This window comes from Paeniglutamicibacter sp. NPDC012692, from assembly GCF_042901625.1.
Classification (GTDB): Bacteria; Actinomycetota; Actinomycetes; order Actinomycetales; family Micrococcaceae; genus Paeniglutamicibacter.
In genome coordinates, this window is sequence record NZ_JBIBDE010000005.1 from 244,742 (window position 1) to 258,584 (window position 13,843).

13 protein-coding genes are annotated in these 13,843 nt (G+C 66.3%); 5 read left to right on the forward strand and 8 right to left on the reverse strand.

From position 1 onward, the window contains the following. Nucleotides 1-96: 96 nt before the first annotated feature. The gene (locus ACFY5D_RS17355) at nucleotides 97-1,356 is read left to right on the forward strand and encodes an MFS transporter (protein WP_387532669.1); all 1,260 of its coding nucleotides are present in this window, start codon (nucleotides 97-99) and stop codon (nucleotides 1,354-1,356) included. A gap of 32 nt (nucleotides 1,357-1,388) precedes the next feature. Here the strand turns inward: ACFY5D_RS17355 and ACFY5D_RS17360 are convergent, their stop codons facing one another. Beyond that, on the reverse strand, nucleotides 1,389-2,105 hold the full coding sequence (locus tag ACFY5D_RS17360) for an IclR family transcriptional regulator (protein WP_387532671.1): 717 nt from the start codon (nucleotides 2,103-2,105) through the stop codon (nucleotides 1,389-1,391). 176 nt (nucleotides 2,106-2,281) lie between these two features. On the opposite strand from ACFY5D_RS17360, the gene ACFY5D_RS17365 reads away from it, so the two are divergent. The 3 genes from ACFY5D_RS17365 (at nucleotide 2,282) to ACFY5D_RS17375 (ending at nucleotide 6,010) form a co-directional block, all read left to right on the forward strand. Beyond that, nucleotides 2,282-2,821 (forward strand): flavin reductase family protein, encoded by a 540-nt coding sequence (locus tag ACFY5D_RS17365; RefSeq protein ID WP_387532674.1) that lies wholly within the window; start codon nucleotides 2,282-2,284, stop codon nucleotides 2,819-2,821. An 84-nt stretch (nucleotides 2,822-2,905) separates the two neighbouring features. Continuing rightward, nucleotides 2,906-4,357 carry a 4-hydroxyphenylacetate 3-monooxygenase, oxygenase component gene (hpaB, locus tag ACFY5D_RS17370; protein WP_387532677.1) on the forward strand — a complete coding sequence of 484 codons (1,452 nt, stop codon included), beginning with the start codon at nucleotides 2,906-2,908 and terminating at the stop codon, nucleotides 4,355-4,357. Nucleotides 4,358-4,639: 282 nt separating this feature from the next. Continuing rightward, complete coding sequence (locus ACFY5D_RS17375) at nucleotides 4,640-6,010, forward strand: MFS transporter (RefSeq protein WP_387532680.1); 1,371 nt, start codon at nucleotides 4,640-4,642, stop codon at nucleotides 6,008-6,010. A gap of 126 nt (nucleotides 6,011-6,136) precedes the next feature. On the opposite strand, the gene ACFY5D_RS17380 is transcribed toward ACFY5D_RS17375, so the two are convergent. Further along, a complete protein-coding gene (locus ACFY5D_RS17380; RefSeq protein WP_387532682.1) occupies nucleotides 6,137-6,805 on the reverse strand; it encodes a phosphoribosyltransferase in 669 nt (222 codons plus the stop codon). 171 nt (nucleotides 6,806-6,976) lie between these two features. On the opposite strand from ACFY5D_RS17380, the gene ACFY5D_RS17385 reads away from it, so the two are divergent. Further along, entirely contained in the window at nucleotides 6,977-7,354 is a 378-nt protein-coding gene (locus ACFY5D_RS17385; protein ID WP_387532685.1) for an META domain-containing protein, read from the forward strand. A gap of 130 nt (nucleotides 7,355-7,484) precedes the next feature. Here the strand turns inward: ACFY5D_RS17385 and ACFY5D_RS17390 are convergent, their stop codons facing one another. The 6 genes from ACFY5D_RS17390 to ACFY5D_RS17415 all read right to left on the reverse strand — a co-directional run bounded on the left by ACFY5D_RS17390 (nucleotide 7,485) and on the right by ACFY5D_RS17415 (nucleotide 13,724). Next, complete coding sequence (locus ACFY5D_RS17390; RefSeq protein WP_387532688.1) at nucleotides 7,485-7,763, reverse strand: GlsB/YeaQ/YmgE family stress response membrane protein; 279 nt, start codon at nucleotides 7,761-7,763, stop codon at nucleotides 7,485-7,487. A gap of 184 nt (nucleotides 7,764-7,947) precedes the next feature. Then, nucleotides 7,948-8,619 carry a phosphoribosyltransferase gene (locus ACFY5D_RS17395; protein WP_387532691.1) on the reverse strand — a complete coding sequence of 224 codons (672 nt, stop codon included), beginning with the start codon at nucleotides 8,617-8,619 and terminating at the stop codon, nucleotides 7,948-7,950. A gap of 182 nt (nucleotides 8,620-8,801) precedes the next feature. Beyond that, nucleotides 8,802-9,911, reverse strand: coding sequence for a 3,4-dihydroxyphenylacetate 2,3-dioxygenase (gene hpaD / locus ACFY5D_RS17400; RefSeq protein ID WP_387532693.1), 1,110 nt, complete (start codon nucleotides 9,909-9,911; stop codon nucleotides 8,802-8,804). A 48-nt stretch (nucleotides 9,912-9,959) separates the two neighbouring features. Next, on the reverse strand, nucleotides 9,960-11,465 hold the full coding sequence (gene hpaE / locus ACFY5D_RS17405; RefSeq protein ID WP_387532696.1) for a 5-carboxymethyl-2-hydroxymuconate semialdehyde dehydrogenase: 1,506 nt from the start codon (nucleotides 11,463-11,465) through the stop codon (nucleotides 9,960-9,962). An 86-nt stretch (nucleotides 11,466-11,551) separates the two neighbouring features. Continuing rightward, nucleotides 11,552-12,211, reverse strand: coding sequence for a GntR family transcriptional regulator (locus ACFY5D_RS17410; RefSeq protein WP_387532698.1), 660 nt, complete (start codon nucleotides 12,209-12,211; stop codon nucleotides 11,552-11,554). A 7-nt stretch (nucleotides 12,212-12,218) separates the two neighbouring features. Continuing rightward, nucleotides 12,219-13,724 carry a fumarylacetoacetate hydrolase family protein gene (locus ACFY5D_RS17415; RefSeq protein ID WP_387532701.1) on the reverse strand — a complete coding sequence of 502 codons (1,506 nt, stop codon included), beginning with the start codon at nucleotides 13,722-13,724 and terminating at the stop codon, nucleotides 12,219-12,221. Nucleotides 13,725-13,843: the final 119 nt, after the last annotated feature.

The window sequence follows — 13,843 nt, forward strand, 5'->3', positions numbered from 1 at the left end:
CGCGCCGCATCTCGGCTAGACTGATAGATGTCTGAAAAGGGTTTTGTGCAACGGGAGGCAGGGACGGTGCACGCACGTTAGTGGAGTGCACCCATTTTGAAATCCAAAACCGCCCCCAAAACACCAAACATCCAGGGTTCGCCCTATGCGGCGCTGCCGCCACTGGTCGGCTGGGCATTCTTCCCGCTGGGCTTTTTCGCCCGCCTGCCCCTGGCCATGCTCACCATCGGCTCGATGACACTGCTCATCGATTCGACGGGTTCCTATGCGATGGGCGGCATGGCCGCGGCCATGGTCGGCCTCGGCTCGGCCGTTGGCGGACCCACCGTCGGCTACCTCTCCGATCGCCTGGGCCAGCGCCGTGTGCTGATCCCGGTGGCGATCATGCAATCGCTGATGATCGCCGCACTGATGTGGTTCGGCGGTTCCGCTGCCCTGGCCCCCGTGGGGATCATCGTGTTGTTGGCCCTGCTGGCAGGTGCCACCGGCCCGCAAATCGGCCCGCTGGCGCGCGTGCGCTGGATGGCCTTGACCCGCAAACGCGAGTCGGGCGGCCGCGAACTCTCCGCGGCACTGAGCTATGAAAGCATGGTCGACGAACTCGGATTCGTGCTTGGCCCCGCGGCCGTCGGGCTCTTCGCCGCGCTGATCGCCCCCTGGTTGCCGCTGGCCATTGCCGCCGTCATGACACTCATCCTGGTGCCGCTCTTCGCAGTGCACCGCACGGAAAAGGCCGTTGTTCCCCAGATCAAGAGCGCAACCAAGATCAAGTTGACGGGAAACCAGGTCGCCGGGATCGCGCTGGCCGTCACCGGCATGATCGGCATGGGAACCTTCTTCGGTTCGGCTGCCGCCGGCACGCTGGCCTTTGCCGGCGCCCAGGGCAACGCAAACATCGGCGGACTGCTCTACGCGGCCGTCGGTGCGACCAGCGCCACCGCGGCGCTGTCCGTTGCGTTCTGGCCTCATGGCTGGCCGCAGGCCGCCCGCTGGCTTTCCTGTGCGATCTTCATGGTGCCCGCGGCTTTGCTGTTGCAGGTTCCTTCCGGGATCGGCTGGATGGTCGTGGCCCTGTTGTTGGTCGGGATCCCCGTCGGGCCGATCCTTGTCACCATCTTCACCCTTGGCGGCGAGGTAGCACCGGCCGAACGCCTCTCAACCGTCATGACGCTGCTGTCCTCGGGCATCGTCGTCGGGACGGCCATTGGCAACGGATTGGCCGGCGCCTTCGCCGATTCGCACGGCTACGCCGGTGCGTTCGGCGTTGCCGCCGCCGCCGCGGTACTCCTGCTGCTTTCCGGGAGCGGCATGGCGGTTTTGCGCTCACGTGCGCAGCGGCGCATGCTGGCCGTCTAGCCGAGACCCTGCCCGGTGCGGGCGGAAACCTGCTATCCGAGCTCTGCGGAGATGGCCAGGGCCGCCTCGCGCAGGCGGGCTCCGATTGCCTCGACCTCGCTGGTGTTCGAACCAGTGCTGTAGACGACCGCGACGGCCGCCGGAAGCCGGCCAGGCACCTCGATGGGGGCTGCCACGGAGGACAGGCCGGGGATCACCTCATCGATGCTTGTTGCGTAGCCCCTTCTTCGGGCCAATGCGGCATTCTCCCGGTACGGGGTCTCGTGGTTCAAGGCATTCCATTGGCCCTCGGTGAGCGTGGACTGCATCGCGATGCCGGGGGCGCCATGGCCGAACGGGTGCCGGGTGCCGGGGTGCTGAACAACCGTGGCATGCACGTGGCGCGGTTCGACCGTGACCAGCGTGGTGCAGTCGGGCTGGTCCCATACGGCAATGAACGCGCACATCTTCAATTCGTTAGCCAAGACCGTGAGTTCCGGCAGCGCCGCACTTTGCAGGTCCCGCTGCACCCCGCGGGCAAGCACGGCGAGGCCCGGTGCCGCGTGGACGCGGCCGGATTCGTCGCGGGTGACCAGCCGGTGCGATTCCAGGGTGCGCAGGATCCGGTAGGCAATCGAACGGTGCACACCCATGTCGGCGGACAACTGGGCGATGGTTCGGGGCCCCGGGGCCTCGGCCAGGAGCTCCAGCATGCGAATGCCCCGAGAAAGCGTCTGTGAAGCTGGTGCGGATGTTTCGGCGGGTGTCATGGTGGTTAGGACCCTTTCGCAATTACGTTTCCCCGGCCACGGGCTTCTTGTTTGTCCACTGAGACTCAACTATGGTTTTAATCACAATTTCGCTATTAGAACCTTAGGTTCGATATTAGAACACTACGTGTCTGAGTGCGAGCCGGTTGGGTCAGCGGGAAATCCTGGGGAAGTACATGATGGTCACACGCAGGAAAGTGGTCGCCGAGGGAGGCATCCCCAGGAAGCTGGACGGAGCGACGTTGCATCACTTCCGCGGGAGCCTGGGCCGATTCGCCACGGGCGTTGCCATCGTGACTTTCGACGGCGTGAGCCGGCGTCACGGCATTACCGTGAACTCCTTCACCTCGGTCTCGATGGACCCACCCTTGGTGCTGGTGTCCATCGCACGCAGCACCAAGGCGCACGACGAGCTCAAGGACCGCCCCTTCACGGTGAACATCCTCGGCGCCGAGCAGCAGGCACTGGCCATGCACTTTGCCGGACGCCCCGGCCGGGACCCGATCTGGGTCGAAGGCGAAACCGCCCCGCGACTTTCCGGAGTCCTGGCCTTTTTCTCATGCACCCCCTGGGCCGCCTACGACGGCGGCGACCACACCCTCTATCTGGGCCTGGTCCACGAATTCAACTACCGCAAGGGCGATGCCCTCGCGTTCGCGAACAGTTCCTTCACCACCATCCCCGAAAGCCAGCTGGGCGTCGAAGAGCTTCTGTGAGGCCAATTGCCTGCCCGCGGGTGCCAACCGGCACCAAGCCAGTCCCGAACACCAATGAATCGAAATCGCAGAAGAGGTTGGAAAATGGGCATTCGTACAGGTCGGCAGTTTCTGGACAAGCTAAACTCGATGGCTCCGCACCTGGTCATCGACGGAGAAGTCGTCTCCGAAAATCTTACCGAGCACCCCGCGTTCAAGGAGTTGGCACTAACCTACGCCAAGCTCTTTGACATGCAGCACGACCCCAAGCACCAAGACGCGCTGACTTACACCTCGCCAACCTCCGGCGACTTGGTCAACGCCTCGTTCCTGGTCCCGCGTTCGGCGGATGACTTGAAGAAGCGGCGGGCGGCGACTGCCACCTGGGCGGAGTACTCAAACGGATTCCTGGGGCGCACGGGCGACTACATGAACGCCTCGCTCACCGCGCTGTCCACCGCCAAGAAGTTCTTCGAGAAGGCTGATCCGAAGTTCGGCCAACGCATCGAGGCCTACTACGAATACGCCCGAGAAAACGACCTGCTGGCGACCCACACGCTGATCCCTCCACAGGTCAACAGGTCGGTGTCCGGCTCGGAGCAGCTTGGCGGGCAGCTCACTGCGCGAATCGTGGAGGAACGCGATGACGGCATCGTCATCTGCGGGGCCCGCATGCTTGCCACGATCGCCCCGATCGCCGACGAACTTCTGGTCTTCCCCTCCACGGTGCTGCGCGGCACCCCCGAGGACGAGCCGTTCTCGTTTGCGTTCGCCATCCAGAACGACGCACCGGGCCTGCGCTACCTGTGCCGCACGGGCCTGCACAACGGCGGCAACAAGCACGACGAGCCGCTGGCGAGCCGTTTCGACGAGATCGACGCAGTGGTCGTCTTCGACGACGTCTTCGTTCCCGCCGAACGCGTCTTCATGCAGGGCCGCCCCGACCTGTGCAACGCCTGGTACCAGGAGACGGGCGCCGGGGCGTTGATGACCCACCAGGTTGTCACCCGCACCATCGCCAAGTCGGAGTTCTTCCTGGGGCTGGCCTCGGAGATCGCGGAGACCATCGGCATCGACGGCTTCCAGCACATCCAGGAGGACCTGGCCGAGCTGATCCGCTACGTCGAACTCGGCAAGGCGCTGGTCACCGCCTCCGAGGCGCTTGCCGCACCGAGTGGGGACGGGGTTTTCCTGCCGCATTGGGAGACCCTGAACGCCGCGCGCAACTGGTACCCGAAGGCATCGCAGCGGTTTCCGGAGATCATCCGGAAGTTCTGCGCCTCGGGTCTCATGGCGCTTCCGGGCCAGGCGGACCTCGAGGTGGCGCGGGAGGACATCGAGATGTACCTGCAGGGCAAGAGCCTGACCGGGCCGGAACGCATCCGCCTGTTCAAGCTTGCCTACGATGCCTCGATCACGGGATTCTCCGGCCGCCAGGCGCTCTACGAGTACTTCTTCTTCGGCGACCCGGTCCGCATGGCCGGGGCGCTGGTCAACAGCTACGACCGCGAACCCGTCCGGGCGCGCATCCGCGAGTTCCTCGCCCGCGAAGACTAGGGCGGAACGGTGCGGCGGGCCGCGCCCCTGGTGCGTCGGGCGCGGCCGCGGGACGGCGCCCGACCCACCCTTTTTGAATAGCCGCACGTGGGAGCGCGAATTATTTTGGGTCTCGGATGACGCGCCCGCCCGAACCGTTCGTCTCAAATTTCGACCACCGGGGTGAGTGATGTCACTAAAGTGCGCTATCATGATTCTGATCACATTACCGTCCGAACGGTCGGTAACAAGTGGTTTCCCCTCATCATTCGCAGCGCTCAGCGCCCCACACTTGGAGTTCCCATGGCTTCAGCTTCCCTGGCCGCAAACGCCAAACGTTCCGAGGAACGTCGCGTCCTCGCGGGCACCCTGGTAGGCACCACCATCGAGTGGTACGACTTCTTCATCTTCGCGCAGCTCACCGCGACGCTGCTGACCCCGCTCTTCCTGAAGCCGTTGGGTGAATCCAACCCGGGCCTGGCTCAAATCCTGGCCTTCGCCATGATCGGCATCTCCTTCCTCTTCCGCCCGCTCGGCGCCATCGTCGCCGGCCACCTGGGTGACAAGTACGGGCGCAAGCGCGTCCTGGTCGCGACCCTGATCATGATGGGTGCGGCCACCGCGCTGATCGGCCTGCTGCCGGTCTACGCGCAGATCGGTTTCTGGGCACCGCTGCTGCTGGTGTTGCTGCGCATCATCCAGGGCTTCTCCGCCGGCGGCGAATGGGGCGGCGCGGCACTGATGGCCGTCGAGCACGCGCCGAAAAACAAGCGCGGCTACTTCGGCGCCTACCCGCAGATCGGTGTCCCGATCGGCATGATCCTGGCCACCGGCATGCTCTACATCCTGCGCGTGTCGATGACCCCCGAGCAGTTCACCGCCTGGGGCTGGCGCATCCCGTTCCTGCTCTCCGTCCTGCTGATCGTCGTGGGCTACATGATCCGCAAGGCCGTCGAGGAATCCCCGATCTTCAAGCAGCTGGCGCTGCGCAAGGCCTCGGAACACACCCCGCTGAAGCAGCTGTTCAAGTCGAACACCAAGGAAGTCATCCAGGCCGCGCTGATCTTCATCTCCAACAACGCCGCCGGCTACCTGGTCATCGCGTTCTTCATTTCCTACACCACCAAGGTGCTGCAAATGCCCGCGGCGCCGGTGCTTCTGGCCACGACCGTTGGTTCGGTGGGCTGGTTGATCTTCACCCTTGTCGGCGGCTGGCTCTCGGACATCATCGGCCGCCGCAACACCTTCGTGCTGGGCTACGCGATCGTCTTTGTCTGGATGATCCCGATGTTCATGCTGATCGACACCGGCAACATCTTCCTCTACGGACTCTCGGTGTTCATCCTGACGATCGGCCTGGGCCTGTCCTACGGACCGCAGTCGGCCATGTACGCCGAAATGTTCCCGGCGCACATCCGCTACTCGGGCATCTCGATCGGCTACGCCCTGGGCGCGATCCTCGGCGGCGCCTTCGCAGCCACCATCGCCCAGGTGCTGCTGGAGGAAACCGGCAAGTCCATCTCCATCGCCATCTACATCATGGTCATGACCGTCATCTCCGTGGCCGCCGTCCTCTGGGTCGGCGAAACCAAGGGCAACAACCTCCACGTCGAGGACATTGACCCGGCGCTGCAGGCAGCGCACGACAAGGAACAGCACGGCCAAAACGCCTAAGGGCCGGGTTCCGGCAAACAACCAATCGGGCCGGCCGATTCGCTTGCTCCCGCATCCTGCGGGGGATTGGCGGGTCGGTCGGCCCTTTTGGCGTGCCGGTGCACCCGAAAAACGTCCGGCCGGTTCTCAGAGGTGCGGGATCAGCGCAACGACCTCGTCGTCGGTCACGGCATCGAATCGGGAGTAGAAGGCGCTCACGGTGTTGAATACCTTCGGCGTGATGGCGCAAACGAATTCATCGGCTGCCGCCTCGACTTCCTGGCGGGCCGCCAGCGCGGCCACCGGGACCGCGACGACGATGCGGGACGCGCCGGCGCGGCGCATGACCTCGATCGCCGCAAGCATGGTGGCACCGGTCGCCATTCCGTCCTCGCAAAGAACCACGGTCCGGTCCTTCACGGGCAGCACGGTTTCCCCGACCAGCCTGCGCTGCAGGTCCATGAGTTCCTTGCGGGCCTCGGCCTCCACCTCGTCCAGGACCGCCGCGGTGAAGCGCTGCCGGGCGGGGGCCCAGACCCGGGCAACGTACTTCAGGGACACGTCGTCCCCGTAGGCCGCCAACGCGGCATAGGCGACTGTGCTCCGTTCGGGAAGGACGAGGCCGCTGACTGCAAGGGCGTCCACCTCGGCTCCCAGATGACTCGCGATCGCCGCCGCGACAGGGACGCCCCCGCTCAACAGGCCGAGGACCACAACGTTTTCATCGGCGGCATGGTGCTCCAGCTCGGCCGCCAGGTACTCGCCGGCCTCGGCTCGGTCGGAAAAACGGGTGGGCGCAACGTGGTCCGGTTTCATGGGTCAAGTCTGCACCCTGGACAGGGCCACGACGATCGTGGCAACGCCGCGGCGCGGCGGGGGCCCCATCGGCCCGCCGTGCCGAGTCCGCCCGGCTCCGAATGGGACCCCCATCGAAGCCAAGCCCGGAGGAGCGGATGCGGCCGCGAATTGCGGCTGTAGCATGTGACCATGAAACGAATTGCAGCTCTAGTGCTTGTTCTGGTCGCCGCCCTGGGCCTTGCCGGATGCGCAACGGCTCCGGGGCAGGAGGGGGCCTCTGTCGTTGGCCAGTGGGGTGGTGTGCCCGACGGCGCGCCCGTCCTCGTGTTCTCGGGAGAGGGCACCGTCACCGGAAACGACGGGTGCAACACCTTGACCGGTTCGTGGAAGCAGGCCAACGACGTCATCACGCTGGAAAACATGGCCACGACATTGATGGCCTGCGAGGGAGTCGACACCTGGCTTTCACGCGCGTCAACGGTCAAGGTGCACGGCATGAATCTCATGGTGTTCGATGCGCAAGACAAGGAAATCGGTGTGTTGGCGCAGGAAGGCACCAAGAACTGACCTTGCCGTTAACCGGGAAAACGCCGCGCGGCCGGGAACGGCATGACGCGTGCGCCATTCCACCAGACCGGCGGCACAAAGAAGTGCCGGCGTGCCCGTCGTGAGGGGCACACCGACACTTGATTCCTTGCTAGTGTGCGGCGCGGTGGCCTTCGCCCCGGCCCTTCACCAAACCGTAGATCCCGGCAACCACGACACCGCCGAGGATGGCCAGCACCCAGGTTCGAATGTTGAAGAACCCGCCGAGTCCCGTGTGGAACATCAAGGATCCAAGCCAGCCGCCCACGACGGCGCCGACGACGCCAAGGACGAGCGAGGTGATCCACCCGCCGTTGACCCTGCCCGGCATGAACTGCTTGACCAGGACGCCAACGATGAGTCCAAGAATTATCCAGCTAATGAAGCCCATGCTCCGCTCCTTCGAACAGGGGCCCGGCCATCACGGTGACGGAGGGGCCGATTTGCCGATACTTACCAGCGCCATCAACCTACGCCCGTTCCCGTACCGAAACAAAGGGTCGATAGGCCCTATACAAGACATCGGCACGCGTGCAGCCGCCGTCGAGTGCAGGGACCCGGACGTGTTCTGACGGCTATTTCTTGGTGCCGAAATCCGCGAGCAACCGGAGGATCGCCGGCTCGGAGACCTGTGAAAAATCCTCGTAGTAGGTGCCCACCGACGAAAAGTCCGGCGGGGAACGGAAGCAGATCACCGCATCGGCGTAGGCGGACAGTTCCCGCAGGACCTTGGCGGGGGAGACTGGAACCGCCACCGCCAGGCTGGCCGGCCCCGACAGGGAGACCACCCGGAGCGCGGCGGCCATGGTGGCACCGGTGGCCAGCCCGTCATCGCACAGCACCACGGTCCGCCCGGCGCAGTCCGGCGCGAATGCCTCGAACTTGGATGCCAGGTGCCGGAGCTTGGCGCTTGCCTGGTGCTCCACGGTCTCCAGCGCCGCGGGGGAAAAGCGGCGAAGCGCATATTCGTGGATATGCGGGACATGGTGCACCACGCGTTGCCGCCGGTAGCTGGCGACGGCACCGAAGGCAACCTCCGGCTCGTCCGGGATGCCGAGCTTTCGCACGGCCAGGGCCCCCAACGACGCGCCGAGCCGCGCGGCGACCGGTTCCGCGACGGGAACTCCGCCGCGCAGCAGGCCAAGCACCACGACGTCGGAGCCCAGCCCCTGGGCGGCCACCAGCTCGCCGAGCATGGACCCGGCCGCCGAACGGTCGGCAAATCTTTGTGGTCGGGCTGCGTTCATGCCACCCAGTTTCCTCGCTTTGTGCCGCCGTTGCCATGCCCCGCCGCCGCCATGCCCGGCCGCCCGGTCGGCAGCGCGGAGGGACTTAACGGCCCGTGGCCGGTTTCCGTCCCCGCCGCGCATGGCTCGCAGCGATCGGGAACGGAAACCGGCCACGGGGGTCGATCATCCGGCGTGGGGACCTAGAGCTGGTGGCCCATCTTGAAGCCGACTTCCTCGCCCGGGTCGCCGGTCAGGGCATCGCCCGGGGCGCGGGTGTAGGAGAAGCCGTCGGCGCCGACGGTCACCTCCATCTCCGAGGAGTCGGTGCGGGCGATGACCTCGCGCGGGTTGCCGTCGAGGTCCAGGACCAGGGAGGCCTCGGTGTACCAGGACGGGACCACCGGGTTGCCCCACCAGTCGCGGCGCTGGTTGTCGTGCACGTCCCAGGTGATGACCGGGTTGTCCGGGTCGCCGGTGTAGTAGTCCTGGGTGTAGATCTCGATGCGGTGGTCATCCGGATCCAGGATGTAGAGGTAGAACGCGTTGGAGACGCCGTGGCGTCCCGGGCCGCGCTCGATGCGGTCAGACATGCGCAGCGCGCCCATCTTGTCGCAGATCTGGATGATGTTGTGCTTCTCGTGGGTGGAGAAGGCCACGTGGTGCAGGCGCGGGCCGTCGCCGCCGGTCAGCGCGGTGTCGTGCACGGTGCCCTTGCGGTGCATCCAGGCCGCGTAGGTCACGCCCTGGTCGTCCTGGATGTCCTCGGTGACGCGGAAGCCCAGGTCCTCGAGGTACTTGCGGCCGCGCGGCACGTCCGGGGTGACCTGGTTGAAGTGGTCGAGGCGGACCAGTTCGCCGGCCGAGTAGATGTCGTAGCGCATGTGCAGGCGTTCGACGTGGGTGGTCTCGAAGAAGAACTCGTACGGGAAGCCCAGCGGATCCTCCACGCGGACCGCGTCGCCGATGCCCTTGACGAAGCCCTCGGTGCGGCGCTCGGTGCGGCAGCCCAGTTCCTTGTAGTAGGCCTCGGCGGCGTCGACGTCCTCCGGGGTGCGCACGCGGAAGGCCATGGCCTTCAACGCGGCGACCGGGCCCTTGGTGAGAACGAGATTGTGGTGGATGAACTCCTCGAAGGAGCGCAGGTAGATCTGTTCGTCGTCCTCGTAGGACACGTGCAGTCCCAGCACGTCGACGTAGAACTTGCGCGATGCCGCCAGATCGGTGACGACCAGCTCGGCGTAGGCGCAGCGCAGGATGTCCGGGGCCGGGACGGACGGCTTGGGGATGGTGTTGGATTCGTTGGTGCTCATGGTTCGCTCCTTTGCGGAAAAACTCTTGAAGTGGGGGAGGGGGAAGGGCTAGGCGCCGAACTTGGGGGTGTGGACCTCACCGAGGGTGATGTGCACGGCCTGCTGGTCGGTGTAGAAGTCGATCGAGCGGTAGCCGCCCTCGTGGCCCAGGCCCGAGGCCTTCACGCCGCCGAACGGGGAGCGCAGGTCGCGCACGTTGTGGCTGTTGAGCCAGACCATGCCGGCCTCGACGTCCTGGGCGAAGTTGTGCGCGCGCTTCAGGTCGTTGGTCCACACGTAGGCGGCCAGGCCGTACTTGGTGTTGTTGGCCAGCTCGAGCGCCTCGGCGTCGGTGTCGAACGGGGTGATCGCGACGACGGGTCCGAAGATCTCCTCCTGGAAGATGCGGGCATCCGGTGCGACGTCGGCGAAGACGGTCGGTGCGACGTAGGAGCCGTTCTCCTGGCCCTCGGGCAGGTTTTCCGGGCGGCCGCCGCCGGCGACGACGCGGCCCTCGGTCTTGCCGATCTCCACGTAGCTCATGACCTTGTTGTAGTGCTCCGGGTGGACCAGCGCGCCGACCTGGGTGGTCGGGTCGTGCGGGTCGCCGACCTTGATGTTCTTGGCGCGGGCCGCGTAGGCCTCGACGAACTTCTCGTAGATCGGGCGCTCGACCAGGATGCGGGAGCCGGCGGTGCAGCGCTCGCCGTTCAGCGAGAACACGCCGAAGAGGGTGGAGTCGATCGCCGCGTCGAAGTCGGCGTCGGCGAACACGATGGCCGGGGACTTGCCGCCCAGCTCCATGCTCATGCCCTTGAGGTTCTCCGCGCAGTTGCGGTAGATCAGCTGGCCGGTGGAGGACTCGCCGGTGAAGGAGATCAGCGGGACCTTCGGGTGCTTGACCAGCGCGTCGCCGGCCTCCTCGCCGATGCCGTTGACCAGGTTGAAGACGCCCGCCGGCAGGCCGGCTTCCTCGAAGATGGTGGCCCACAGCGAGGCGGACAGCGGGGTGAACTCGGCCGGCTTCAGCACCACGGTGCAGCCGGAGGCGATGGACGGGGCCAGCTTCCAGGACTCGAGCATGAACGGGGTGTTCCACGGGGTGATCAGGCCGGCAACGCCGATCGGCTTGCGGTTCACGTAGTTCAGCTGGGAACCCGGGACCTTCAGCGCGGTGTCGTGCTGGGCGACGATCAGGTCGGCGAAGAAGCGGAAGTTCTCCGCGGCGCGCTGCGCCTGGCCGCGGGCCTGGGTGATCGGCAGGCCGGTGTCGAAGGTTTCCATCTCCGCGAGGCGGTCTTCCTGGGCGACGACGGCGTCGGCGATCTTGTACAGGACCTTGGCGCGGGCGCGCGGGCTCATGGTGGGCCACGGGCCGTTCTTGAAGGCCTCGGTGGCCGCGGCGACGGCGGCGTCGATGTCCGCCTTCTGGCCGGCGGCGGCGGTGGCGTAGGTCTGGTTGGTCACCGGGTCCAGGACCTCGAAGGTTTCCCCGCCGATGGAGTCGACGAACTGGCCGCCGATGTAGTGCTGCAGGTGCGTGGGCAGGTTCTCCGGAACGAAGTGCTTGCTCATGTGGTGTCTCCTTTGGTGTGACAAATTTCAGGAAGGGAGTCGTGCAAAGTGCTGGGTGTTCGGTGCTGGGCGTCGGTTGCCCGAGGTTAGAGCGGGGAGGCCGGCAGGTTGGCCGCCGCCAGGTAGGCGTTGAGCGTGTTGGTGCGGTGCGCCCGGGCCGCCTGTTCGATCTCGCCGGCCGGGGCCTGGGCCTCGATCAGGTCGAGCAGCTGCGCGTGCTCCCTGACCGATTCCCTGGCGCGCCCCGGGATGTGGGTGAAGGACGAGGAGCGCATGAGCGCCAGCCGGTTCCAGCCGCGGTGCACCAGGTCCAGGATGTGCGGGTTGGGGCAGTTGCGGTAGAGGACCTGGTGGAACTCGTTGTTCAGCTCGGTGAAGCGCGGCGGGTCGAAGTCGGTGAGCAGATCGGTCATCGCCTGGTTGATGGCCCGCGCCGCCGCCAGCTGGTCCGCATCCACGAATGGAGCGCTCAGCGCGGTGGCAGCGCCCTCGATGATCGCCAGGGTCTGCATGGTGTGCAGGTAGAGCGCGTTGTCCGCGGCCGCCACGGTGGCCCCGACGTTGCGTTCGAAGTTCACCATGCCCTCTGCCTCCAGCCGGCGGATGGCCTCGCGCACCGGGACCACCGAGCAGCCAAGCTCGTTGGCGATGGTGCCGAGCACCAGCCGGTAGCCGGGGGTGAAGGTTCCCTCGGTGATGCGCGTGTGCAGCAGCCGGTAGGCGGCCTCTGACTTGCTCGTGTTCATGGCGGGCCTAGAAATCCGGTTCGCCGTCGGCGACCCACTGGTTGTACTTGGCCTTCCAACCGGCGTTCATCGGGAACAGCCCCTTGATCTCCTCGCCGTTGGCGACGTTCTTGAACACGAAGGTGTCCTCGCGCTCGGATTCGACGACCTCGTCGGCGATCTCGGCGGCCAGGTGCGGCGGGATGACCAGGATGCCGTCGGCGTCCGCGATCACGATGTCGCCGGGCTGGATGGTGGCGCCGCCGCAGCCGATGGTCACGTCGGTGTCCCACGGCACGTGCTTGCGTCCGAGCACCGCCGGGTGTGCGCCGTTGTGGAAGGTCGGGATGTCCAGGGCGGCCACGGCGTCGAGGTCGCGCACGCCGCCGTCGGTGATGATGGCCTCCGCGCCGCGGACCTGGGTGCGCATCGCCAGGATGTCGCCCAGGGTGCCGGAGCCCTTTTCGCCGCGGGCCTCCATGACCAGGATCTCGCCCGGGCCCACGGAGTCGATGACGCGCTTCTGGGCGTTGTAGCCGCCGCCGTGGGACTTGAAGAGGTCCTCGCGGTTGGGCACGTAGCGCAGCGTGCGGGCGGTGCCGATGACCTTGGTCATGCCCTTGGTGGCCTGCAGGCCGTCGACCGAGACGTTGTTCAGCCCGCGCTTGCGCAGCGCGCCGGAGATGGTGGCGGTGGCGACGGAGAGCAGCTTGGCCTTGACCTCGTCGGTCAGCGCCTCCTTGCCGGTGATCGGCAGCTCGATGCCGGCCGCGGAGGCGGTGCCGAAGGCGTCGATCCGGTCCGCGTCGGTGATCTTGGGCTGGTTGCCGAAGGCCGCGAAGGCGTCGGTTCCCTCCACGACGGTGGTGGCCAGGCGGCCGGTGGACAGGCCCGCTGCCTCGTCGTCGACCTGCACCTCGACCAGGTCGCCCGGGACGATCACGGACGAGCCGGCCGGGGTGCCGGTGAGGATCACGTCGCCGGCCTTCAGGGTCATCTGCTGCGACAGGTCGGCAACGATCTGCGCGAAGGAGAAGATGAGTTCGGCGGTCGAGGCGTCCTGGGCCAGCTCGCCGTTGACCCAGGTGCGGATGCGCAGGGCCTCCGGGTTCACGGCGGCGGCCGGGAGCAGGACCGGGCCCATCGGCGTGTAGCCGTCGCCGGACTTGGAGCGGATGTTCGATCCCTTGTCCGCGTACTTCATGTCGTACACGCCCAGGTCGTTGGAGGCGGTGACTGAGCCGACGTGGCTCCAGGCGTCCTCCACGGAAACGCGGCGGGCGTCGGTGCCGATGACCAGGGCGATCTCGCCCTCGAAGGCCAGCAGCTCGGTGCCGGCCGGGCGCTCGACGGTCTCGCCCGAGGAAGCCAAGGAGGACGATGCCTTCATGAAGTACGACGGGAACGCAGGGGTGCGGCCGCGCTGGGCCGCACGCGAGGAGTAGGAGAGATGGACTGCAAGCACCTTGCCGGCTGCATCGAAGACTGACTGGTCGACCCGGACCAGATCGGTGGCTGTGGCGTCGCTGCTCACGTTTCCTCCTGTGATGTATGAAATCGTATACGATCCAGTGTGACGGGGGTCTCCGCGTTTGTCAACACTTGATGGTGGCTTTGGTGCAACTCCGCATCGGTTGCGGAAAGAACTCCCGC